A 22860-nucleotide genomic window follows, 5' to 3' on the forward strand; every position below is an offset into this window, starting at 1 on the left:
TGAGGAGGCGAACCGATGTGCGGCAGTCCCGGGATATGGACGCGGGCCGGGGGCGGCCCAGCGGCACCCGCCCTTCCACTCACGCCGGAGCGGACGCCTCACTCTCCCCCGGCGAGCCCGCGCACCCGCGGCACGGAGGCCCCGGCCCCGGAGCCCGGCCCGGACGCCCGGTTGACGACGGACCCACTGACCTTCCGCTCGGCCAACTGCCGTACGAGACCGACCAGCTCGGCGGGCTCGAAGGGCTTGGACAGAAAGGCGTCGGCCCCCGCGGCGAACCCGGCGTCGACCTCGTACTGCGTACAGGCACTGACGATCGCGATCGGCAGGTCCCGGGTACGCGGATCGGCACGCAGGCGGGCAGCGGTCCTGAGCCCGTCCAGCCGGGGCATGACCACGTCCAGTGTCACGGCGTCGGGCCGCACCTGATGGACGACTTCCAGACACTCGACACCATCGCCCGCGGTCACGACCTCGAAGCCCTCCAGCTCGAGGTTGACCCTGATCAGCTGCCGGATGACCTTGTTGTCGTCCACAACAAGAATCCGGCCGGACGCCCTAGGCACCACTCGAGAGTAGGTCGCCCCCGGCCACCGCGTCCGGGTTTTGCCCACTTCCACCCCCCGCGGGGGACAACACCCTGCACGGGCACCGTCCCGACCCGCCAAAACCCGTTCATGACCACCCCGGGCGAGCTGGTAGTGTTCTACCCGTCGCCGCGAGCAACACCGAACGCGACGGACACGCCCCCGTAGCTCAGGGGATAGAGCAACGGCCTCCGGAGCCGTGTGCGCAGGTTCGAATCCTGCCGGGGGCACCCATCATGAGGTGCCCAAAGACCCCGTCACCAGCGGAAACGCTGAGGCCGGGGTCTTCGTGTATGGGTAGGTGGATGCCATTCGTAGTGGCTGTCGGGGTCCGTGGGCTATTCGTGGACAGGATCTCGGGCTGTCTCCCGGTTCGATCCACTGATGCGCCGCGGGCACCCGTTCCGTCCGGGAGCGTCAGCGCCCGTGCGGGGGCTCGGTGAGTGCCTCTGTCAGGGGCTTGCGGGCAGGGCCGGGACCTCGCAGTCGGGGGACGCGTAGCCGACGGGGAGGAGGATGTAGGGGCGTTCGTTGGCGGGGCGTTCGCAGATTCTGGTGAGGAACGCCATGGGGTTGGGGGTGTGGGTGAGGGTGCTCAGGCCCATCGTGTGCAGGGCGGTGATGAAGAGGCCGCAGGCGATGCCGACGCTCTCGTTCACGTAGTAGTTCTTGCGCAGCGAACCTTCCAGCATCGCGGTGCTCTTCTCGGCGAAGCAGGCCACGATCCACGGTACGGCGTCGAGGAAGCCCTTGTCTGAGTCCGTTTCGAGGCGGGCGAGCGCGGCGCGCCACTCGGGCGGGATGCGTCCGCCGTCGTAGTTGACCCGTTCCTCCTCCTCGGCGGCGACCCGGATGCGGTGTTTGGTCTCGGCGTCGCCGATCACGGCGAACTTCCACGGCTGGGCCTCACGGATCTCCTGGCGTGGTGACCGGTTACGGGCCGGACATGGACGTCGCCGCCCTCGGGCACGTGGTCCAGGCGTTCACGACGTTCGAGGTGGACCGGCCGGCCCGCGCGGCCATCGCCGCGCGGCTGCGGGCCGTGCCGCAGATCCGGGAGGCGCACGTCGTGACCGGCCCCGGTGACATCTGGTGCCGTATCGCGGGTACGAGCAACCAGCATGTGCAGCAGGTGCCGGGGGTGCGGCGCAGTGCGACGGTCATCGCGCTGAGCGCGGTCGTCCCCTACCGCGTCCAGCCCCTGGTCGGCGAGGTGTCCGGTCTGTCGGAGCCCCGGGGCTGACTCCCCGCTCAGCCCCGCCAGATCTCCCCGATGCGTTCCGCGTGGGCCGTGCCCTGGCGTCGTCCCTCGCGCGCCGCCCCGGGGATGCGGGAGGCGTCCAGGGGGTTGCGGCCGAAGGCGCGGCGGGCCTCCCGGTCGGGGGTCAGCAGGGCGACCCGGGCACCGCGCGAGGAGAGGGTCTCGGCCTGGCTCCGTGCGCTCGGGCTCGCTCCCGCCCCCTTGGGGATCGGGGCCAGCACGACGACGCGCGCGCAGTCGTCGACCAGGTCGGCGTTGGTCGTGGAGCGGACGCCGCCGTCCATCCAGCGGCCCGGACCGATGCTGATCGGCGGGAAGAGGGGCGGCAGTGCGCAGGTGGCCGACATGGCGTGCAGCAGGTCGGTCCCACTGCCGGCGTCGAAGGCGGCCGGTTCGCCGGTGAGCGCGTCGACGGCGAACATCCGGACGGTTCGGTCGGGCCAGTCGCGTACGGGGAGTTGGGGGCCGATGGCGTCGAAGACCGCGGACTCCGGCACGTCGCGCACGGAGAGCGCGAGGCGGCAGAGGCGCTTGACCACCCTCTCCGGATCCCGGGAACCGAGCGCGGCCCACAGGTACCTGACCGTCATGCCGAAGGTGAAGTCCACCTCCAGCATGGCGCGTTCGCCGTTGAGCTGCTCCTTGTAGAGGTCGGCCGGGGCCGATCCCCTGGCCAGGTCAAGAGCCAGCAGGGAACCCGCCGACGTGCCCGCCAGAACGTCGGCGTCCGTGAGGTCCACCCCGGCCTCGGCGAGTCCGGCCAGGACGCCGATCTGCCATCCGTACGCGGTCAGGCCGCCCCCGCCCAGCACCAGTGCCGTATCCGCCACGTCCACCCCTCTCCATACCGGGGAGCACTCCCCGTTTACCGCTGGAGCGAGACGCTAGCAGGTAAGCGGGGAGTGGTCCACGGTTGGGGTGCTCGGTCGCCTCAGGTGCGGGCCAGTACCGAACCCACCACCTGGCGCAGCATCGCCGCCGGGTCGGGAGCGGGCCCCGGGGAGCGCCAGGCCACGAAGCCGTCGGGGCGGACCAGGACCGCGCCGCCGCGGGTCACGCCGTGGGCGCGCGCCCAGTCGGTCTCCTCGTCGTCCGGGGTCAGGTCGGCCCCGGGCGTCCCGCCCACGCGGTACGCCTTCAGCGGGACCCGCATCCCGGCGGCCACCTCGGCGGCAGCCTCGTGCCAGCCGGTGGGCTGGGCCGCGTCGCTGAGCAGGACGAGGGAGTCCTCGTAGAGGTCCAGGGTCGACAGGCGCTCCTCGCCTCGGCGGAGCCAGAGGTGGGGGGCCCGGCTGCCGGGCGCGCCGGTGAGGTCGAGGCCCTCGGGGACCACCGGGGTCGCCGGGTCGGCGCCGACCACCGCGCCCCGGGGGTAGCGGTAGCCGAGGGCGACGTTGAGGATGCCGCGCTGCGGGCCCCCACCGGGACCGCCGCCACCGGGCGCACCACCGGGACGGCCCGGACCGCCCGTACCGTCCGTACCGCCGGAACCTCCGGGCACGCCTCCCGGTCCACCGGGCGCGCCTCCCGGGCCACCGGAACCGCCGGGGCCGCCCGCCCCGCCACCGCCCATGACCGGCGGCGGCGCGAACCCCGGGTGGCTGTGCTCGACCGAGCGGTGGGCGGCCCGCGCGCTGGTGGCCTCCGCGACCGGGCGCCGTTCCATGTCGTAGGTGTCCAGGAGGCCCTCGCCCGCCCAGCCCTCGAGGACCGCGGCCAGCTTCCAGGCGAGGTTGTGGGCGTCCTGGATGCCGGTGTTGGAGCCGAAGGCGCCGGTGGGGGACATCTCGTGGGCCGAGTCGCCGGCCAGCAGGACGCGGCCGGAGCGGTAGCTGCGGGCGACGCGCTGGGCGGCGTGCCAGGGAGCCTTGCCGGTGATCTCGACGTCCAGGTCCGGGTCGCCGATCGCGCGGCGGATGTGGGCGGCGCAGCGCTCGTCGGTGAAGTCCTCGACGGTTTCGCCCTGATCGGGATGCCAGGGGGCGTGGAAGACCCAGTTCTCGCGGTTGTCGACGGGCAGGAGGGCGCCGTCGGCGTTCTCGTCCGTCAGGTAGCAGACAATGAAGCGGCGGTCGCCCACCACGTCGGCGAGGCGACGGGAGCGGAAGGTGATGCTGACGTTGTGGAAGAGGTCACCGGGTCCGCTCTGGCCGATGCCGAGCTGCTCGCGGACGGGGCTGCGGGGGCCGTCGGCGGCGACCAGGTAGTCCGCGCGGATGGTGGTGTGCTCGCCGGTCTCCCGGCTCTTCACGATCGCCGTGACGCCCTCGGTGTCGGCCTCGAAGGAGAGCATTTCGGTGCCGAAGCGCAGGTCGCCGCCGAGGTTCGCGGCGTGGGTGAGGAGTTCGGGCTCCAGGTCGTTCTGGCTGCACAGGCACCATGAGCTGGGGCTGAAGCGGGCCAGCCCGTTGCCGGGGTCGATCTGCTTGAACAGCCACTCCCCCGCGTCGCCGACCAGGGTGGGCGCCTGCAGGATGCCGTGGTTGTCGGCCAGGGTGGCGGCGGCCCGGCGGATGTCCGGCTCGGCGCCCGCCACCCGGAAGATCTCCATCGTGCGCACGTTGTTGCCGCGCCCGCGGGGATGGATGGAGGTGCCCGCGTGCCGCTCCACCAGGGTGTGCCGGACGCCCAGCCGTCCCAGGAACACCGACGTCGACAGGCCCACCAGGGAGCCGCCGACGACGAGGACCGGGACGCGGTGGGTCCGGTCGCCCCCGGGGGCGGCGCCGCCGGACCGGTCGGCTCTTTCGTTCATGGTTCGTCCTCCGTTGTGCGACAGGGGTGCGACTGACGTGCGACAGACGTGCGAGTGGGTCCGACAGGGGTGCGCCGGGGCCTTCATGCATGCCCCGTACGGCCCGGCGAGGCCCGCGGCGGCGCAGGCTTCACCCGCTTAACCCTCCTGGTTCGCGGACCCCGCGGGCACGGCCCACGATCGTGCTTACGCGACCGTCGCACCCCGCCTGCCTGGCGGGCGCCGCCGACGATCGCCCCAGTCCACGAGGAAGTTCCCGGAGAAGAGGTGGGCCGGATGACGGTCTCTCCCGTCGTAGCGACGGATGCCCCGAGCACGGACGCGACGGATGCCACTGCGGCGTCGGGCACGGCGTCGTCGCCCGCCGTGGCGACGGACGCGGGTGGCGTGTCGATATCCGCGTTCGACGGATCCCGCGTGCGGGTCGTCCTGATGCTGGACGTCCACGACGGAATGCAGCAGGAGTTCCTGGACGCCTACGAGCGCATCCGCGACCGGGTCGCCGCCGTTCCGGGCCACGTCAGCGACCAGCTGTGCCAGTCCCTGGAGAACCCGACCCAGTGGCTGCTGACCAGCGAGTGGGAGAGCGCCGCGCCCTTCCTGGCCTGGGTCAACAGCGACGAGCACCTGGACACCGTCGAACCGCTGGCGACCTGCGTCCGTGACACCCACTCGCTGCGCTACAGCGTCCTGCGGGAGACCGACGGCGCCCGGCCCGCACCCGGTGAGCCGCGCTCGGCGCCCCGGATCGGGGGCAACGTCGTACGCCACGCCCTGACCTTCACCGTGCGGCCCGGCACCGAGGCCGAGACCGCCCGGCTGCTGTCCGAGTACGTGTCGCCCGACGCGCACGTGGACGGCTCCACGCGGCTGCTGCGCACCTCGCTGTTCATGTCCGGCAACCGGATCGTGCGGGCCGTGGAGGTGCGCGGCGACCTGCAGACCGCGCTGCGCCACGTGGCCCGGCAGCCCGGGGTGCGGGCCGTGGAGGAGGCCCTCAACCCGTACCTGGAGCAGGACCGGGACCTCGCCGACCCGCAGTCGGCCCGGCGCTTCTTCACCCGGGCCGCCATGCCGGCCGTCCACCACGCCTCCTCCCCCGGCCGGGCCGGCGCGCGCATCGAGCGGCTCGCGCTGCTCTACCCGGTGCGCGCCGGCGCCGGTGGCGAACTGGCCCGGCTGCTGGCCCGCCAGGACGCGGCCACCGCGCAGGCCCCGGACAGCCCGGTGCTCGCGGCCACCGTCTTCCACCGCGACGACCTCGTCGTACGGCTCGTCGACGTGGACGGCGATCCCGGGGCCGCGCCCGCCGCCGTCCTGGGCCTGCACGGGTCCGAGGGTGCCGAGGCCGCCGAGCGGCTGCTCGACACCGCCGCGGTCGGCGTCGAAGGGCCGCCGGCCGAGGCCGGCACGCTGGCCCGGCTGCTGACCCGGGTCCGGATGACGCCCCTGACCGACCGGCGTTCGGCCGGTTCCTGAACCCCGCTCCCCGCGACCGCGCGACCGGCCGGGCCCGACGGCGTGCCCGCCCACCGGTCCGCGTGAACCCGCACCGCTTCACCCCGTTCCCCCGTTTCACCTGCTCACCCGCTTCTCCCCCTTCCTCCCGTCACCCCGGAGTGAACGACATGACAGACCAGCAGGTACGCATCGTCTCCCTCGGCGACATCGCCCCGAACCGCCGCCGCGGCGGAGACCTCCGCGCCCTTCTCACGCCCACCACCGCCGGGTCGACCAGCGGTTTCATGGGCGTGGCCATCGTGCAGCCCGGCGACCGCATCGCCGAGCACTACCACCCGTACTCCGAGGAGTTCGTGTACGTCACGGAGGGCGCCCTCGAAGTGGACCTGGACGGGGTGCCGCACTCGCTCGCCACCGGCCAGGGGCTGCTGATCCCGCAGGACATGCGCCACCGCTTCCGCAACGCGGGGGACGTCGAGGCGCGGCTGGTGTTCCACCTGGGGCCGCTGGCCCCGCGCCCGGAACTGGGCCACGTCGACACCGAGGACGCCGAGGGCAACGCGCTCCCGTGCGACGGGGCGCACGCGGGTCACGCCGGGCACGAGCGGCCCGCCGCGGCGGCCGAGGTGGTGTCATGACCCGGCGCCGGGTCGCCGTCACGGGCATAGGCGTCGTCGCCCCGGGCGGGATCGGCGCGCCCCAGTTCTGGGGACTGCTGTCCGAAGGCCGTACGGCGACGCGCCGGATCTCCCTGTTCGACCCGGCCGGGCTGCGCTCGCAGATCGCCGCCGAGTGCGACTTCGAGCCCTCCGACCACGGGCTCGGCCTCGCCACCGCCCAGCGCTGCGACCGGTACGTGCAGTTCGCGCTGGTGGCCGCCTCGGAGGCGGTGCGGGACGCGAACCTCGACATGAACCGCGAGGACCCCTGGCGGGCCGGTGCCACCCTCGGCACGGCGGTCGGCGGCACCACCCGGCTGGAGCACGACTACGTCCTGGTCAGCGAGCGCGGCACGCGCTGGGACGTCGACGACCGGCGGGCCGAGCCGCACCTGGAGCGCGCCTTCACCCCCGCCACCCTCTCCTCCGCGGTCGCCGAGGAGTTCGGGGTGCGCGGGCCGGTGCAGACGGTCTCCACCGGGTGCACCTCGGGCCTCGACGCCGTCGGGTACGCCTATCACGCGGTCGCCGAGGGGCGGGTCGACGTGTGCCTGGCGGGCGCGGCGGACTCGCCGATATCGCCGATCACGATGGCCTGCTTCGACGCCATCAAGGCGACCTCGCCGAACAACGACGACCCGGCGCACGCCTCCCGCCCCTTCGACGCCGACCGCAACGGCTTCGTCATGGGCGAGGGCGCGGCGGTGCTGGTCCTGGAGGACCTGGAGCACGCCCGGGCCCGGGGCGCGGACGTGTACTGCGAGATCTCCGGCTACGCCACCTTCGGCAACGCGTACCACATGACCGGGCTCACCAAGGAGGGCCTGGAGATGGCGCGGGCCATCGACACGGCCCTGGACATGGCCCGCCTCGACGGCTCCGCGATCGACTACGTCAACGCGCACGGCTCCGGCACCCAGCAGAACGACCGGCACGAGACCGCGGCCGTCAAGCGCTCGCTGGGCGAGCACGCCTACGCGACGCCGATGAGCTCCATCAAGTCCATGGTGGGCCACTCGCTCGGCGCCATCGGCTCGATCGAACTGGCCGCGTGCGTGCTGGCGATGGCCCACCAGGTGGTGCCGCCCACGGCCAACTACACCACCCCCGACCCCGAGTGCGACCTGGACTACGTGCCGCGCGAGGCACGCGAGCGGACGCTGCGGCACGTGCTGTCGGTGGGCAGCGGCTTCGGCGGCTTCCAGTCCGCGGTCGTACTGAGCGGCAGTGAAGGAGGGCTGCGATGAGCGGACCCCAACGGACCGGCACCGGCGGTGGGAGCCGGCGCGCGGTCGTCACCGGCCTCGGCGTGGTGTCGCCGCACGGCACCGGTGTCGAGGCGCACTGGAAGGCGGTCGCCGACGGCACCAGCAGCCTCGGGCCCGTCACCCGGGAGGGCTGCGTGGACCTGCCGCTGCGGGTCGCGGGCGAGGTGCGCGGCTTCGACGCGGCCGAGACGGTCGAGGACCGCTTCCTGGTCCAGACCGACCGGTTCACGCACTTCGCGCTGGCCGCCACCCAGCACGCGCTGGCCGACGCCCGGTTCGGCCGGGCCGACATCGCCTCGCCGTACTCGGTCGGCGTGGTCACCGCGGCCGGCTCCGGCGGCGGCGAGTTCGGGCAGCGGGAGCTGCAGAACCTGTGGGGCCAGAGCTCGCGCCATGTCGGCCCCTACCAGTCGATCGCCTGGTTCTACGCGGCCAGCACCGGCCAGGTCTCCATACGCAACGACTTCAAGGGCCCCTGCGGAGTCGTGGCCGCCGACGAGGCGGGCGGCCTGGACGCCCTGGCGCACGCGGCACTGGCCGTGCGCAACGGCACCGACACGGTGGTCTGCGGCGCGACGGAGGCGCCGCTGGCCCCGTACTCGATCGTCTGCCAGCTGGGCTACCCCGAGCTGAGCCGGGCCGCCGAACCCGACCGCGCCTACCGCCCGTTCACCGACGCGGCCTGCGGGTTCGCACCGGCCGAGGGCGGTGCCGTACTCGTCGTGGAGGAGGAGGCGGCGGCCCGGGAGCGCGGGGCGGACGTGCGGGCGACGGTGGCCGGGCACGCGGCGACCTTCACCGGGCCCGGCCGCTGGGCCGAGTCCCGGGAGGGCCTGGCCCGCGCGATCGGGGGCGCCCTGGCCGAGGCGGGCTGCCGGCCCGAGGACGTCGACGTGGTCTTCGCGGACGCCCTCGGGGTCCCGGAGGCCGACCGGGCCGAGGCGCTGGCCCTTGCCGACGCGCTGGGCCCGCACGCCGCGCGGGTGCCGGTCACCGCGCCCAAGACCGGGACCGGGCGGGCGTACTGCGCGGCGCCGGTGCTGGACGTGGCGACGGCGGTGCTCGCGATGGAGCACGGGCTGCTCCCGCCGACCCCGCACGTCTTCGACGTGTGCCACGACCTGGACCTGGTGACCGGGCGGGCCCGCCCCGCCGAGCCGCGCACCGCCCTGGTCCTCGCGCGCGGGCTCATGGGGTCCAACTCGGCGCTCGTCCTGCGACGGGGCGCCGTCCCGGCCGAGGACCGCTGACCGACGACCTACGACCGACGGCCACGGGGACACCCGTGACCGACCAACCCGAGTCAAGGAGCACACCCATGACCGACCAGCTGGACTACCAGGTGACCGTCGAGGAGCTGTCGGAGCTGATGAAGCGCACCGCCGGCGTGCACGTCGACCCGATCACCCTCCGGCAGCAGGCCGACGACGGTTTCGACACCTTCGGCCTGGACTCCCTCGGCCTGCTGGGCATCGTGGCCGAGCTGGAGAAGCGGTACGGACTCGGCCTGCCCGAGCAGGCGGAGCGCTGCAAGACGCCCGCGGATTTCCTCGCGCTGGTCAACGGCGCCCTGAAGACGGGAGTGTGACATGACAGGGCACACCGACAACGAGATCACCATCGCCGCCCCGATGGAGCTGGTCTGGAACATGACCAACGACATCGAGAACTGGCCCCGGCTGTTCAGCGAGTACGCCTCCGTCGAGGTGCTCGACCGCGACGAGGACCGCGTCACGTTCCGGCTCACCATGCACCCGGACGCCGACGGCAAGGTGTGGAGCTGGGTCTCCGAGCGGGTCGCGGACCCCGTCACCCGCACGGTCCGCGCCCAGCGGGTGGAGACCGGCCCCTTCCAGTACATGAACATCGTCTGGGAGTACGCGGAGACCGCCGAGGGAGTCGTCATGCGCTGGACGCAGGACTTCGCGATGAAGCCGGACGCGCCCGTGGACGACGCCTGGATGACGGACAACATCAACCGCAACTCCCGTACGCAGATGGCGCTGATCCGGGACCGGATCGAGCAGGCGGCGGGCGAGCGGCGGACCGCTTCGGTGCTCGCCGACTGACACCCACCGACCTCGGCGAAGGGCAGCACCCCATGCACCACACACTGATCGTCGCCCGGATGGCACCCGGCGCGGCACCGGACATCGCGAAGGTGTTCGCGGAGTCCGACAGCGGCGAACTGCCGCACCTGGTCGGCGTCAACCGGCGCAGCCTCTTCGAGTTCGGTGACGGCGTGTACCTGCACCTCATCGAGAGCGACGAGGACCCGGCCCCCACCATCGGCAGGCTGACCGGACATCCGGAGTTCCGCCAGGTCAGCGAGCGGCTCGAGCCGTACGTCTCGGCGTACGACCCGGCGACCTGGCGCGGTCCGAAGGACGCGATGGCGCGCTGCTTCTACCGCTGGGAGCGGACCCCCGCCGGCTGACGGCACCCCGTCCTCGAAGAGCCCCATGCGTCGGGGTCGCCCGGTCTCCGCCGGGCGGCCCCGACGTGAACGTTCTGGACGAAGACGTTGCCGTGCGTCGAACGGTTGCACGCACGGGCCGGATGTCCGCGTGAGAAGGGACACTGCGGAAACCGTGACGTTTTCGCGCGTCCGTCCGCTTGGATCTTGGGGGTGCGACAGCACACCGGAGTCCGCTGTGCGCGCCCCGACGACCAGCAGAGAGGACGCCCGACGTGGGCCGAACCACCGCCCGCCGGTCCGGCCGGAGACCCGGGCCGGACGGTGCCGGGGACAGATCCCGCTCCCGCAGACTCAGACGCCGCGGTCCCGCCCGCGCGGTCCTGGCCTTCGTCGCCCTCGGGGCCGTCCTGCTCACCGCGGGCGCCGCCGTCGCGTACTGGCGGGAGATCCGGCCGCCGGTGACGGACGACCAGGTGGCCGACGTCAAGGACGCCCTGGACGCCTCCACCCGCACGCCGTCCCCGTCCCGCTCCGCTTCGGCGTCACCGTCCCCGAAGACCTCCCCGTCGCCCTCGGCCTCGCCCTCCCCCGGCACCATCGCCATTCCGGCGACCGGACCCGGCACCTTCGTCACCGCCCGGGCCGACGGCTCGACCGTGGGCACCGGCAGCCGCGTACGCCGCTACAAGGTCCTGGTCGAGGAGGGCGTCGACGTCCGGCCGAGCGCCGCCGCCGCCGAGATATCCGCAGTGCTCGCCGACCGCCGCGGCTGGACCCGGGACGGCACCGACTCCTTCCGGCTGGTCAGCAGCGGTTCGTACGACTTCGTGGTGAAGATCGCCACGCCGGGCACCGTCGACGAGATCTGCGGCGCAGCGGGCCTGCTCACCCGGGGCGAGGTCAACTGCAGCGTCGGCACGGACGTCGTGGTGAACCTCAAGCGCTGGGTGCTGGGCTCCCCGGAGTTCGACGGCCCGATCCACGAGTACCGGGCGCTGATCGTCAACCACGAGGTCGGGCACCGCATCGGCCACGGCCACGAGACCTGCCCCGGCGCCGGCCGGCCCGCTCCGGCGATGATGCAGCAGATCAAGGGCCTCAAGGGGTGTGTGGCCAACGCCTGGCCCTACGACGAGGACGGCGCCTACCTGGGCGGCCCCTCGGTGCCCTGAGCGCCCCTGGCACGGCACGTTCGGCGGACGGTTCGCGGGACAGGACGCGGGGCGGGGGGTGAGGATCGGACCATGACCACCACACCTGGCTTCGACCCCCGTGCCCTGCTGGCCGAGAGCCGGCTCGGCGTACTGGCGACGATCAAGTCGGACGGCCGCCCGCAGCTCTCGCCCGTCATGCCCGCCTACGACCCCGACGCGGGCGTCATCCGCGTGTCCACCCGCGAGGGCCTCGCCAAGACGGCGAACCTGCGCCGGGACCCGCGGGCCGCGCTGGAGGTGACCGCCCCGGACGGCAGGTCCTGGGCCACCGCCGAGGGCGTCGCCACCCTCACCGGGCCGGGCACCGACCCGCACGGACCGGAGGTCGACGCGCTGGTGGAGTACTACCGCGCCGCGGCCGGGGAGCACCCGGACTGGGACGAGTACCGGTCGACGATGGTGTCCGACCGCCGGGTGCTGCTCACCCTCACGGTCGAGCGGGTGTACGGCGCCGACATCGGCTGAAGCGGAGCGCGCGGGTGCGGGCCCCCGCGCGCTCCGCAAGTTGGGTGCCGGAGCGGTGAAGGATCCGCCCGCCGTTCGCGTATCTCCTGGCGTACCCGTACGAGCACGCACGTGGCCACGCGTGCGCGTAGCCCGCGTCGCCCCTGGAGGCATCATGCGCCTGTCCCGCAGCAGGATCGGAGTCGTCGTCCTGTTCGGTGCGATGACCCTGACCCTCACCGCGCTGGCCTTCCCGGCCGTGCTCGGTCTGGACAAGGCCGACGGCAACCAGAACCGGGTGGTGGCCAGTACCAAGTTCGGTCCGCTCACCGAGGCCGACCGCGACTTCGTGGTCAAGGTCCGCGCCGCCGGGCTGTGGGAGTACCCGCTGGGCGAGATGGTGATGGAACGCGGTACGACGAAGGCGATGAAGACGGCCGGTGAGCACCTGGTCGTCGGGCACGCCGGACTCGACGCGATGTGCCGCGAGATCTCCCCGGAGTTGGGCATCACGCTGCCCAACCGGGCCTCCCCGCAGCAGGAGGGCTTCGTGGCCACGGTGGACGCGAAGACCGGCAGGGAGTTCGACTCGTCGGCGGTCAACATCATGCGGGTGACCCACGGTCAGATCTTCCCGGCGATCGCCAAGATCCGGGCCTCCACCAAGAACACCCTCGTGCGGCAGCTGGCGGACCTGGCCAACGACACCGTCCTCGACCACATCACGGTGCTGGAGAAGACCGGGCTGGTCGAGTACGACCAGGTCACCTTCCAGCAGACCGGCCCGGCGAAGCTGCCGAGGGAGAAGGTGACCCCGCCCCCGCCGCAGCCGGGCGAGCAGGTGCTGGTGCTCAAGCCGCGCCCCGACCTGAACGTGAACACCGCCTCCCCGACGCCCACTCCGTCCCCGGCGGCCCCCTGAGCGCCGGGGCGCGGCACGATCACGACCTCGTCACGACCGGGGGCGCGGGGAACGGGCCGCCGGTCGCGCACGTTCTCAGGGAGTGGCGGCCGACGGAGTCCGCCGGGCCATGACCATCCGGTGCCGGACCCGGTGGTGGGCGGGCCGACCCTCCCTCCCGCCCGCGTCCGTCCGGGGCCGACGACGAGAAGAGCGGGACCATGACCGCTTCCGGGCCGGGCAGCGGCGACACACCGGGTGAGCCGGACGGTGCGCCGGTCGTGCCCGAGTACGTCTGGCGGCTGTTCCTGGAGGACGACGAGCGCGCCATCCGCGCCTCCGCCCCCAGGGAGCCCTCCGCACGCGACCGGACCCCCGGATGGCGACCGGAGGAGCCCCCCGCCGATCACTCCGATCTCCCCGATCAGTCCGGGACGTCCGACCGCGCGCGCGGCACGGTCGGCGAGGCGTGGCGCCGGGAGGAGACCTGGGCCGGACCGGCCTGGCGCGAGCTGGACGGCCGGGCCCGGCTGCGGCGGATGGGCCGGGTGGCCGGGACGGCCGCCGCGGTGGCCCTCGCCCTGACCGCGTGGTCGCACCTGTCCACCGGTCCGGCCACCCCGGGCGGCGGACCGGCCGAGACCATCGGGCGGCGCCTGGAGGAGAGCCCCGCCCTGCCCACACCGGCCTCCCTCGCGCCGGCCTCTCTCGCGCCGGCGGAGTCCGCCGCGGCGGGCCCCGCCGTCTTCGAGCCCGCGCCGTCCGCGATACCCCGGGCGTCCGCGTCCGCCTGGACGGTCGACTGAACGCCTGCGCGCCCCTGGAGCGCACCCGCCGACCGGGGTGAGCGCCCGCGCCGCCCGTCAGGCGCTGCGCCTGCGGGACGCCGTCTTCTTGGCGGTGCTCTTGGCGGTGCTCTTGGCCGAGGCCTTGTCGCCGCTCCTGGTGGTGCTCTTCGCCGTGGCCTTCTTGGCGGCACTCTTGGCCGCCGTCTTCTTCGCGGACCCGGCGGACGACCTCGCCGTCGACTTCTTCGGCTCCGCCTTCTTGGCCGCCGCCTTCTTCGCCGCCGTCGACGTCGACTTCTTGCCGCCGGTCTCCTTGGGGGCCCGCCGGGCGGAGGACTCGCGCTGCGGCAGGGATCTGACCTCCGCGTCCTCGGCCTCCTCGCCGTGCCGGGACTCCCGCGCCGCCCGCACGCTGCTCTCCAGCGCGGCCATCAGGTCCAGCACCTTCCCCGGCGCCGCCTCCGCGGGAGCCTCCGGGGGCCGCTCACCGGCGGCCTTGGCGGCGATGACCTCCTCGACGGCCTCCTGGTACTCGTCGTGCAGGTCGTCCAGGTCGATCTCGCCGAGGGTGTCCATGAGCGCGTCCGCGAGGTCCAGTTCCTGCTCGCGCACGGTGACACCGCCCTCCGGGGCGACGCCCTCGGGAGCGCGCACCTCGTCCGGCCACAGCAGGCCGTGCATCGCGATGGCGTCGCCGACGACCCGGAGCATGCCGAGGCGCTCGCGGCCGCGCAGCGCGAACTTGGCGATCGCGACCCGGTTGCTGCGCTTGAGCGCCTCGCGCAGCAGGGTGTACGGCTTGGCGGCCGGGGCGCCGCTCGCCACGAGGTAGTAGGCCGAGCCCATCTGGAGCGGATCGATGCGGTCCTCCGGGACGAAGGCCACGATCTCGATCGTGCGGGCCGTCGGGATCGGCAGCTGGGACAGGTCCTCGTCGGTGATCGGGATCATCGAGCCGTCGGCGTCCTCGTAGGCCTTGCCGATCTCGGCCTGGGTGACCTCGCGGTCCTCCAGTTCGCACACCTTGCGGTAGCGGATCCGGCCGCCGTCCTCCGTGTGGATCTGGCGGAAGGAGACCGAGTGGCTCTCGGTCGCGTTCACCAGTTTGATCGGGATGCTGACCAGGCCGAAGGAGATGGCGCCGTTCCAGATGGATCGCACGTGCAGCACCGTTCCTTTCGGGCGCTTTCAAGTGTTTTGCCCATTTTCTATGAGATTCTCATGGTATGGCGCCGATGACGGAAGTGGAGGGGCGGCGGGTGGCCCTCAGCAACCTGGACAAGGTGCTGTATCCCGCGACCGGTCTCACCAAGGGCGAGCTGCTGCACTACTACGCCACGACCGCTCAGGTGCTGCTGCCGCACCTGCGGGACCGCCCGGTCTCCTTCCTGCGGTATCCGGACGGTCCCGACGGCCAGGTGTTCTTCACCAAGAACGTGCCGCCGGGTACCCCCGACTGGGTCACCACGGCCGAGGTGCCCCGCTCGGAGGGCCCGGCCCGGATGGTGCTGGTGCAGGACCTGCCGAGCCTGATGTGGGCGGCGAACCTGGTGACCGAGTTCCACACCCACCAGTGGACCGCGGACGACCCCGGCGAGGCCGACCGGCTGGTGTTCGACCTGGACCCGGGGCCGCCCGCGACGGTGGTGCAGTGCTGCGAGGTCGCGCTGTGGCTGCGGGAGCGGCTGGCGGCGGACGGGATCGAGGCGTACGCCAAGACCTCCGGGGCCAAGGGGCTGCATCTGCTGGCGGGGGTGCGGGGCTCGTCCTCGGAGCGGGTGTCGGACTACGCGAAGGCGCTCGCGGTGGAGGCGGAGCGGGCGCTGCCGAAGCTGGTGGTGCACCGGATGACGCGCAGCCTGCGGCCGGGGAAGGTGTTCGTGGACTGGAGCCAGAACGCCGCGCGCAAGACCACGGCCGCCCCGTACACCGTGCGCGCCCGCGACGTGCCGGCGGTCTCCACGCCGGTGACGTGGGACGAGGTCGCCGGGTGCGGGCGGGCGGAGCAGTTCGTCTTCCTGGCGCCGGACGTCGGGCCCCGGGTGCGGGACCACGGCGACCTGCTGGCGCCGCTGTTCGAGCGGCGCCGGGCGGCGACGCTGCCCTGAGCCGGACCTCAGAGGCGCTGCCAGGTGGCCCGGTCTCGAGCCATGGCGTGCAGGGCCTCCACGTCCGCCGGTTTCAGCACCCCTCCCGCGCGGCCCAGGTCCGGCAGCTCCCGGTCCGTGAGGACGCGCACCGAGCGGGGCGGAGCGGTGACGGAGACCTGCGCCGGCCCGACGAGGACGAGGACGGGGTGGACCTCCGCCGTCAGGGCGTGGGAGGCCCGGTCGGCGTCCGCGCGGACCCGGCGCAGCAGGGGGCGGGGTGCGCGGCGGCCCAGCGCCACCAGCGGGTCGGCGACCCGCACCCGCTGTCCGCGGGCGGGCAGCACGTGGAGGGCGAAGAGCCCGCCGGGTCCGATCAGCAGGTGGTGGACGCGGTCGCCGCCGGGCAGCGGGAGGGAGTGCAGGGTGTGCCGGCCGGTGCCGTCGAGACGGTCGAGGGCCGCCCCCGTCGCCTGCTCGGCGGCCAGCTCCCGGCGGCGCGGGTCGGGGCGCAGCCGGTGCGCCGGTGCGGGCTCGCGCTCCAGGGCGATCAGGAGGGCCTCGCCGGGCCGGTTGGGGGCGAGGTCGTCGTCCGGGTGGAGGGTGAGCCGGGCCAGTTCGGCAGGGGTCGGCACCGGGGGCGGGCCGACCGTGACCGGGCCGGTGACGAAGGGGCCGAGGGCCTGGAGGACCTCGTCCCTGCGGTCGTCGCTCAGCAGGTTGACGCGGGCCGCCTCCCGGTCGTACCAGGCGACGTTCCCGCCGTCCGGAAGGCAGACGTAGAGCCGTTCCCGGCCGTGGCGCCAGGTCGGCACGACGCGCAGTCCGTCCATGCCATCACCCCCCGTCCATGGGACCAGGAGGGGTGCTGCCGGGGCAAGAACCCGGTTACCTTTGGGAGGAGTTGGGCAGGCCCTGGGCGGGACTGGGGAGGCGCCTGTGCGTACCCGTGGGAAAGGCCCCGACGTGCCGGCCCCGGATCGGCCGTGGGACGAGATCGTGCCGGGGCTGTGGATGGGCGGGCACGAGTTCCGGCGGCCCGGCGGGCGGCTGGAGTTCGCCGTGGTGCGGGACGAGTTCGACCTCGTGCAGACGCTGCTGCGGTTGCCCGGACACGGGCCGGACGAGGGTGTCGAGCACCATGTCTGGCCGATCCCGGACGGCCCCCTGGACGGCACGCAGCTCGCCGGGGTGATCCGGCTGGCCCAGGCCGCGGGCGAGGCGCTGGACGGAGGCCGGAAGGTCCTCGTCCGCTGCTACCACGGGTACAACCGCTCCGGTCTCGTCGTGGCGCACGCGCTGATGCGCCGGGGCGGCAGCGCCGAGGAGGCGATCCGGCTGATCCGGGCCCGGCGCTCGCCGTGGGCGCTGCACAACGACCTGTTCGTGGCCTATCTCCGGGCCGGTCTGGCCACCGTGCGGCTGCTGGAGGAGCTGGCCGAGTAGCCCGGTGGGACCGTGCGCAAGCAAAATGGCCTTCCGTACGGCGACGCGTACGGTGCCGCGGCGTCCGCGGTGCCGCCCGCGGCCGTGCGGGACCGCCGACGCCGACACCGAACCCCAGGAGTGCAGTGCTCCCGATCCGCCGCGGGCACCCCGCCCGCGTCCCCGCCGCCCTCGCGCTGCTCCTGGCGGCCGCGGCGGCCGGCGCGCTGGCGGCCTGCGGGGACACCGGCGGGCTCGAGGACGCCGGGGCGACGGCCGCCGCGCGCGATCCGGCCCGGCTCTGGCCCGGCCTGACCCCGGCGTCGAGTCCGGCGTACGACATCGGCGAGGTGGAGCACGCGCCGGTGAAGGGCGTCGCGGTGCCCGGCGGCGACATCCGCAGGGCGGACCCGGTGGCCGCGGTGCGGGCCGAGATCGCCGCCCACCCGGACGACTACGCGGGCGCGAAGGCGCGGTACCACGAGACGTCGGTGCGGATGGCGGACTGCGGCACGGACGGCGCCGGTGAGGGCGGCTGCCCGGTGCTGCGGCCGTACTACCGCGACCTGACCGGTGACGGGCGGCCCGAGATGACGCTGGGTTTCCGGCTGCTGCCGGACAAGCTGACCGCGGTGCGCGTGTACACCGTCGAGAAGGACCGGCTCGTGCGGGTCATGTCGTACGAGGACGCCGTGAGCGCGGTCGAGCTGGCCGGGCGGACGGTGATCGTCCGCTCGCCCTCGGAGGTCGCCGGGTACGAGTACCGCCTGCAGTGGACCTGGGACGCGGACCAGCGGGCCATGCTGCTGACCAGCGACGAGATGCTGCGCACCGACGACGGGGGACAGCACACGAAGCGCCCGTCCGCCTCGCCCTCGCCCTCGCCCTCCGCATCGTCCTCGGCGAGCGCCCGGTGAGGCTCGCGCTCCCCCGGTGGGCCGGACCGCTCGCGGTGAAGGCGGCCGTCTTCATCACCGTGATGTGCTGCGGGCTCGCCGCGCTGCTCGGCGTCCTGGTGCACGTCTCGGTGACCGATCAGACCGTCGGCCAGGCGCGTGGCGTCGCCCTGTCCCGGCTGCGGGACGCCACGGAGTCCTACGAGGCGGGGGACCCGCTGCGGCGCGGGGCCGGCGTCGATCCGCCGGGGCTGCCGCGGCGGCTGCGTGAGCTGGCCGTGTCGGGGCGGCGCGGCACGATGGTCGCCGAGTACGCGGGGCGCCCGACGATGTGGGCGGCGGGCCCCGCCGACGGCGGCCGGGTGCTGGCGGTGCGCGTCGACCACTCCCAGGGCCAGGCCACCATCGACGGCCTGGACGGCGCGATCGTGTGGTCCTCGGCACTGGCGATCGGGGCGACGCTGCTGGTCGGCGCGTTCGCGGTGACGCGGGTGACGCGGCGGCTGCACGCCACGGCGCGGGTGGCGCGGCGGATCAGCGCCGGCGACCTCGACGCCCGGGTCGGCGATCCGCGCGCGCAGGATCCGACGCGCCCGCAGGACGAGGTGGCGTCGGTCGCCGCCGCGCTGGACTCCATGGCGTCGTCGCTGCAGGCCAAGCTGCTCGCCGAGCAGCGCTTCACCGCGGACGTGGCGCACGAGCTGCGCACCCCGCTCACCGGCCTGCACGCGGCGGCCGAGCTGCTGCCGCCGAGCCGCCCCACCGAGTTGGTGCGGGACCGGGTGGCGGCGCTGCGCACCCTCACCGAGGACCTGCTGGAGATCTCCCGGCTGGAGAGCGGGCGGGAGCAGCCCGCGACGGAGCCGGAGGAGCTGGGCGCGCTGGTGCGGCGGGTGGTGCGGGGCTCGGGCACCGGCACGCGCGTGGACGTCGTACGGGACGCGTGGGTGGAGACCGACCGGCGGCGCCTGGAGCGGGTGCTGGGCAACCTGGTGGCGAACGCGCACCGGCACGGGCGGGGGCCGGTGGTGCTGACCGTGGACGGCGCGGTGATCACCGTACGGGACCACGGGGACGGCTATCCGGAGTACCTCCTGGCGCACGGGCCGCAGCGTTTTCGCACCGAGGGCGGGACGAAGGGGCACGGCCTGGGGCTGACGATCGCGCTGGGGCAGGCCGAGGTGCTCGGGGCGCGGCTGGAGTTCACCAACCCGCCGGACGGCGGGGCGCTGGCGCGGCTGACACTGCCTCAGCAGTCCTGACCACGGCGCCTTCCCCGATGGCCCAGTGCGGTGGGCGGGGGGCACGGGGCGCTCCTAATGTGGCGGTTAGTCACCTGAAGAACCGTTCGCTCCCGGGAGGTACTCCCATGTCGCCACTGTCCGCACCGGCCTCGCGTTCACCCCTGGTCCGCGGCCTCGCCACCGCCCTCGCGGCCGGCGCGCTCGCCACCGCCGTCGCCGTCACGCCCGCCGTCGCGAACGACGGGCGGAGCGGGGACACCGGCTCCACGTCCGCCGTCACCGACGGCGGGAACCGCGGCGGGAACGGCGGCGACGAGCGGGGCGACGGCCGCCAGGAGCAGGGCCGCTACCGGGGCGTCGTGACGGCCCAGCGGCTCGCCCTGCGCACCTCGCCGACCCGCGGTTCGGACGTCATCCGGTACGCCCGCCGGGGCGAGGTCGTCTCCATCTACTGCAAGACGCCCGGCGACCGGGTGCAGGGCAACCCCCTCTGGTACCTCCTCACGGACGGCACCTGGGCCTGGGGCGCGGCCCGATACATCGACAACATCGGCCCCGCGCCGCGCTGGTGCTGAGCCGAACGCCGCGCGCACCCCACCATTTGGGTAAGTTCCGGACATGACCAAGGCCGGAACCGGAACCGGGATCACCGTGGCACAGGCGGACACACCCGCTCCCGTCGCCCGGCTCCCCCGGCGCCGGGGCATCGAACTCGCGCTCATCGTGATGGCCGTCCTGCTGTCGGTCTTCGGCTACTGCAACGTCGGCCTCGCCCAGCACGACGCCCTTCCGCCCGGCGCCGCAGGTTACGGCGCCGGGCTCGGTGTGCTCGCGCTCCTCGCCCACCTGGCGGTGCGGCTGCGCGCCCCGTACGCCGACCCGCTGCTGCTGCCCATCGGGGTGCTGCTCAACGGCCTCGGCCTGGTGCTGATCTACCGGCTCGACCTGGAGACGCCGGGCGACCGGGCGGCCCCGGCCCAGCTGGTGTGGTCGACGCTGGGTGTCGCGCTGTTCATCGTGGTCGTCCTGCTCCTGCGCGACCACCGGGTCCTGCAGCGCTACGCCTATGTGTGCGTCGCCGCGGCGCTCGCCCTGCTCACCGTGCCGATCTTCTTCCCGGCGGTGAACGGCGCCCGGATCTGGATCCGGATCGAGGACTTCTCCATCCAGCCCGGCGAGTTCGCGAAGGTGCTGCTCGCGGTGTTCTTCGCCGCCTACCTGGCCGCCAACCGCAGCGCGCTGGCGTACGCGGGCCGCCGGGTGTGGCGGCTGCAACTGCCCACCGGCCGGGTGCTCGGCCCGATCCTCGCGGTGTGGCTGGTCAGCGTCGGCGTCCTGGTCCTGGAGCGGGACCTCGGCACCTCGCTGCTGTTCTTCGGCCTGTTCGTGGTCCTGCTGTACGTCGCCACCGGCCGCACCGGCTGGATCGCCGTCGGGCTGCTGCTGGCCTCGCTGGGCGCGGTCGCCGTGGGCTGGCTGGAGCCGCACGTGCACGGCAGGGTGGAGGACTGGCTGCACCCCTTCGCGTCCATCGAGGCGGGCGCCGGCCCGAACCAACTGGCCCAGTCACTCTTCGCCTTCGCGGCGGGCGGGGTGACCGGCACCGGTCTCGGCCTCGGCCACTCGGTGCTGATCGGCTTCGCCGTCAAGTCGGACTTCATCCTGGCGACGGCCGGGGAGGAGCTGGGCTTCCTCGGCCTGACCGCCGTCTTCCTGCTGTACGGGCTGCTGGTGGAGCGGGGCTACCGGGCGGGCCTGGCCGCCCGCGACCCGTTCGGCCGGCTGCTCGCGGTCGGCCTCTCCTCGATCGTGGCGCTCCAGGTGTTCGTCATCGCGGGCGGGGTGACCGGCCTGATCCCGCTGACCGGCATGGCGATGCCGTTCCTGGCGCAGGGCGGGTCCTCGGTCGTCACCAACTGGGCGATCGTGGCGCTGCTGATCCGGGTCAGCCACGCGGCCCGGCGCGGGACGCCCTCGTGACCCGGAACATCCGGCACGCGGCCGTCTTCTGCGCCCTGCTGCTGGTCGCCCTGGTGGTCAACGCGGCCCGGGTGCAGATCGTCCAGAAGCCGGAGTACGACGGCAACCCGGCCAACCGCCGCCCCGACATCGCCCGCTACCAGCAGCCGCGCGGCGACATCCTGGTCGGTGGCGAGGCGGTCACCGGCTCCCGGGACACCGGCGAGCACCTGCGCTTCGAGCGGACCTACGCGAACGGGCCGATGTACGCGCCGATCACCGGCTTCGCCTCGCAGGCGTACGGCACGACGCTGCTCGAACACGCCGAGGACGGACTGCTGTCCGGCGCCGACCCGATGCTCGCGCCGCTGCCCCTGTGGAACGACGTCACGGGCGCCCACAACCCGGGCGGCGACGTGGTGACGACGATCGACGGGGCCGCGCAGCGGGCGGCGTTCGAGGGGCTCGGCGGGCGCAAGGGGGCGGTGGCCGCGATCGAGCCGGCCACCGGCCGCATCCTGGCCCTGGTCTCCACGCCCTCCTACGACCCCCAGTCGCTGTCCGGCAACAGCGCGGCCGCCACCCGGACCTGGCACCGGCTGAACGACGACCCGGACAAGCCGATGCTCAACCGGGCGGTGAGCCGCACCTATCCGCCGGGTTCGACGTTCAAGGTCGTCACCGCGGCGGCGGCGCTGGACGCGGGTGTGGTCCGCGACCTGGACGCGCCGACCCGCTCCCCCGACCCGTACACCCTGCCCGGGACGCGGACGAAGCTCACCAACGAGGCCGACGGGTGCCGCGACGCCTCGCTGCGGGAGGCGTTCGAGTGGTCCTGCAACACGGTGTTCGCCAAGCTCGGCGTGGACGTGGGCGTGTCCGGCATGACGGCGATGGCGGACGCCTTCGGCTTCAACGACGACGGACTGCGGATTCCCTTCCCCGTCGCGCGAAGCACCTTCGACACCTCGGTGGACCGGGCGCAGCTCGGCCTGTCGTCGATCGGCCAGTACAACACGCGGGCGACGCCGCTGCAGATGGCGATGGTGGCGGCCGCGGTGGCGGGCGGCGGTCAGGTGCGCTCGCCGTACCTGGTGGAACGGACGCTGCGGGCGGGCGGCAGCCTGGTGGCGGCGGCCGGGTCGCGTCCCTCCCGGGAGGTGATGCGCCCCTCGACGGCGGCGCTGCTCAAGAAGCTGATGACCGGGGTGGTGGACCAGGGCACCGGCGCGAAGGCGGCGATCCCCGGTGCCACGGTCGGCGGCAAGACCGGCACGGCCCAGCACGGCGTCGGCAACTCGGGGACACCGTACGCGTGGTTCATCTCCTGGGCGCGGGGCGACGGGGACGTGGAGCCGAAGGTCGCGGTCGCGGTGGTGGTCGAGGGCTCGGCGGCGGACCGCGGGACCGTCAGCGGGGGCGGCCTGGCGGCGCCGATCGCCCGGGGGGTGATGGAGGCGGTGCTCGCTGGATGAGACGGGGGTACCGCCTC

At 73.9% G+C, this 22860-nt stretch carries 25 protein-coding genes and 1 tRNA gene; 20 read left to right on the forward strand and 6 right to left on the reverse strand.

All coding sequences use genetic code 11. The features are described from left to right. Nucleotides 1–98: 98 nt before the first annotated feature. A complete protein-coding gene (locus ACZ56V_RS00445) occupies nucleotides 99–614 on the reverse strand; it encodes a response regulator (RefSeq protein WP_398912951.1) in 516 nt (171 codons plus the stop codon). A gap of 131 nt (nucleotides 615–745) precedes the next feature. On the opposite strand from ACZ56V_RS00445, the gene ACZ56V_RS00450 reads away from it, so the two are divergent. Beyond that, nucleotides 746–817, forward strand: a tRNA-Arg gene (locus ACZ56V_RS00450). Nucleotides 818–1039: 222 nt separating this feature from the next. On the opposite strand, the gene ACZ56V_RS00455 is transcribed toward ACZ56V_RS00450, so the two are convergent. Then, on the reverse strand, nucleotides 1040–1471 hold the full coding sequence (locus ACZ56V_RS00455) for a nitroreductase family protein (protein ID WP_468938082.1): 432 nt from the start codon (nucleotides 1469–1471) through the stop codon (nucleotides 1040–1042). A 38-nt stretch (nucleotides 1472–1509) separates the two neighbouring features. Here ACZ56V_RS00455 and ACZ56V_RS00460 point away from each other — a divergent pair, with 38 nt between their 5' ends. Next, nucleotides 1510–1830, forward strand: a complete 321-nt coding sequence (locus ACZ56V_RS00460; protein ID WP_468938085.1) for an Lrp/AsnC family transcriptional regulator — start codon at nucleotides 1510–1512, stop codon at nucleotides 1828–1830. 8 nt (nucleotides 1831–1838) lie between these two features. On the opposite strand, the gene ACZ56V_RS00465 is transcribed toward ACZ56V_RS00460, so the two are convergent. Beyond that, entirely contained in the window at nucleotides 1839–2678 is an 840-nt protein-coding gene (locus ACZ56V_RS00465; RefSeq protein WP_468938087.1) for a patatin-like phospholipase family protein, read from the reverse strand. A gap of 101 nt (nucleotides 2679–2779) precedes the next feature. Then, nucleotides 2780–4603, reverse strand: a complete 1824-nt coding sequence (locus ACZ56V_RS00470; RefSeq protein ID WP_468938089.1) for an FAD-dependent oxidoreductase — start codon at nucleotides 4601–4603, stop codon at nucleotides 2780–2782. Between the two features lie 276 nt (nucleotides 4604–4879). Between ACZ56V_RS00470 and ACZ56V_RS00475 the strand changes: the two genes are divergently transcribed. The 11 genes from ACZ56V_RS00475 (at nucleotide 4880) to ACZ56V_RS00525 (ending at nucleotide 13775) form a co-directional block, all read left to right on the forward strand. Next, nucleotides 4880–6082, forward strand: a complete 1203-nt coding sequence (locus ACZ56V_RS00475) for a SchA/CurD-like domain-containing protein (protein WP_467381621.1) — start codon at nucleotides 4880–4882, stop codon at nucleotides 6080–6082. A gap of 149 nt (nucleotides 6083–6231) precedes the next feature. Beyond that, the gene (locus tag ACZ56V_RS00480) at nucleotides 6232–6702 is read left to right on the forward strand and encodes a cupin domain-containing protein (protein ID WP_030190098.1); all 471 of its coding nucleotides are present in this window, start codon (nucleotides 6232–6234) and stop codon (nucleotides 6700–6702) included. Continuing rightward, nucleotides 6699–7970 carry a beta-ketoacyl-[acyl-carrier-protein] synthase family protein gene (locus ACZ56V_RS00485; protein ID WP_398912962.1) on the forward strand — a complete coding sequence of 424 codons (1272 nt, stop codon included), beginning with the start codon at nucleotides 6699–6701 and terminating at the stop codon, nucleotides 7968–7970. The genes ACZ56V_RS00480 and ACZ56V_RS00485 overlap by 4 nt, the downstream gene beginning before the upstream one ends. Further along, nucleotides 7967–9241, forward strand: a complete 1275-nt coding sequence (locus ACZ56V_RS00490) for a ketosynthase chain-length factor (protein WP_468938093.1) — start codon at nucleotides 7967–7969, stop codon at nucleotides 9239–9241. Before ACZ56V_RS00485 ends, ACZ56V_RS00490 begins: the two co-directional genes overlap by 4 nt. Nucleotides 9242–9309: 68 nt before the next feature. Continuing rightward, nucleotides 9310–9579 (forward strand): acyl carrier protein, encoded by a 270-nt coding sequence (locus ACZ56V_RS00495; protein WP_356360487.1) that lies wholly within the window; start codon nucleotides 9310–9312, stop codon nucleotides 9577–9579. Nucleotide 9580: 1 nt separating this feature from the next. Then, on the forward strand, nucleotides 9581–10060 hold the full coding sequence (locus ACZ56V_RS00500; RefSeq protein WP_468938096.1) for an SRPBCC family protein: 480 nt from the start codon (nucleotides 9581–9583) through the stop codon (nucleotides 10058–10060). 32 nt (nucleotides 10061–10092) lie between these two features. Then, nucleotides 10093–10428 (forward strand): TcmI family type II polyketide cyclase, encoded by a 336-nt coding sequence (locus ACZ56V_RS00505; protein ID WP_011030169.1) that lies wholly within the window; start codon nucleotides 10093–10095, stop codon nucleotides 10426–10428. Nucleotides 10429–10682: 254 nt separating this feature from the next. Next, nucleotides 10683–11582 (forward strand): DUF3152 domain-containing protein, encoded by a 900-nt coding sequence (locus ACZ56V_RS00510; protein WP_468938099.1) that lies wholly within the window; start codon nucleotides 10683–10685, stop codon nucleotides 11580–11582. A 72-nt stretch (nucleotides 11583–11654) separates the two neighbouring features. Further along, nucleotides 11655–12089: a PPOX class F420-dependent oxidoreductase gene (locus ACZ56V_RS00515; protein ID WP_104631726.1), complete on the forward strand. Its 435-nt coding sequence runs from the start codon at nucleotides 11655–11657 to the stop codon at nucleotides 12087–12089. 154 nt (nucleotides 12090–12243) lie between these two features. Continuing rightward, entirely contained in the window at nucleotides 12244–12990 is a 747-nt protein-coding gene (locus ACZ56V_RS00520) for a DUF4142 domain-containing protein (protein ID WP_356360477.1), read from the forward strand. Nucleotides 12991–13190: 200 nt separating this feature from the next. After that, complete coding sequence (locus ACZ56V_RS00525; protein ID WP_468938103.1) at nucleotides 13191–13775, forward strand: hypothetical protein; 585 nt, start codon at nucleotides 13191–13193, stop codon at nucleotides 13773–13775. A 57-nt stretch (nucleotides 13776–13832) separates the two neighbouring features. Here the strand turns inward: ACZ56V_RS00525 and ku are convergent, their stop codons facing one another. Further along, entirely contained in the window at nucleotides 13833–14918 is a 1086-nt protein-coding gene (gene ku, locus ACZ56V_RS00530) for a non-homologous end joining protein Ku (protein WP_468938105.1), read from the reverse strand. 65 nt (nucleotides 14919–14983) lie between these two features. Between ku and ligD the strand changes: the two genes are divergently transcribed. After that, nucleotides 14984–15865: a non-homologous end-joining DNA ligase gene (ligD, locus tag ACZ56V_RS00535; protein WP_398912976.1), complete on the forward strand. Its 882-nt coding sequence runs from the start codon at nucleotides 14984–14986 to the stop codon at nucleotides 15863–15865. Between the two features lie 8 nt (nucleotides 15866–15873). Here the strand turns inward: ligD and ACZ56V_RS00540 are convergent, their stop codons facing one another. Then, entirely contained in the window at nucleotides 15874–16677 is an 804-nt protein-coding gene (locus ACZ56V_RS00540; protein WP_398912977.1) for an NERD domain-containing protein, read from the reverse strand. 106 nt (nucleotides 16678–16783) lie between these two features. Between ACZ56V_RS00540 and ACZ56V_RS00545 the strand changes: the two genes are divergently transcribed. The 6 genes from ACZ56V_RS00545 (at nucleotide 16784) to ACZ56V_RS00570 (ending at nucleotide 22843) form a co-directional block, all read left to right on the forward strand. Then, a complete protein-coding gene (locus tag ACZ56V_RS00545; protein WP_356360467.1) occupies nucleotides 16784–17290 on the forward strand; it encodes a protein-tyrosine phosphatase family protein in 507 nt (168 codons plus the stop codon). A 125-nt stretch (nucleotides 17291–17415) separates the two neighbouring features. After that, nucleotides 17416–18186 carry a hypothetical protein gene (locus tag ACZ56V_RS00550; RefSeq protein ID WP_398912981.1) on the forward strand — a complete coding sequence of 257 codons (771 nt, stop codon included), beginning with the start codon at nucleotides 17416–17418 and terminating at the stop codon, nucleotides 18184–18186. Further along, nucleotides 18183–19427, forward strand: a complete 1245-nt coding sequence (locus ACZ56V_RS00555) for an ATP-binding protein (RefSeq protein ID WP_468938110.1) — start codon at nucleotides 18183–18185, stop codon at nucleotides 19425–19427. Before ACZ56V_RS00550 ends, ACZ56V_RS00555 begins: the two co-directional genes overlap by 4 nt. A gap of 107 nt (nucleotides 19428–19534) precedes the next feature. After that, entirely contained in the window at nucleotides 19535–19984 is a 450-nt protein-coding gene (locus ACZ56V_RS00560; protein WP_467381637.1) for an SH3 domain-containing protein, read from the forward strand. 43 nt (nucleotides 19985–20027) lie between these two features. Further along, complete coding sequence (locus tag ACZ56V_RS00565; RefSeq protein WP_356360459.1) at nucleotides 20028–21389, forward strand: FtsW/RodA/SpoVE family cell cycle protein; 1362 nt, start codon at nucleotides 20028–20030, stop codon at nucleotides 21387–21389. Next, on the forward strand, nucleotides 21386–22843 hold the full coding sequence (locus ACZ56V_RS00570; protein ID WP_468938113.1) for a penicillin-binding transpeptidase domain-containing protein: 1458 nt from the start codon (nucleotides 21386–21388) through the stop codon (nucleotides 22841–22843). Before ACZ56V_RS00565 ends, ACZ56V_RS00570 begins: the two co-directional genes overlap by 4 nt. Nucleotides 22844–22860: the final 17 nt, after the last annotated feature.

Source organism: Streptomyces sp. NPDC034099 (genome assembly GCF_055575415.1).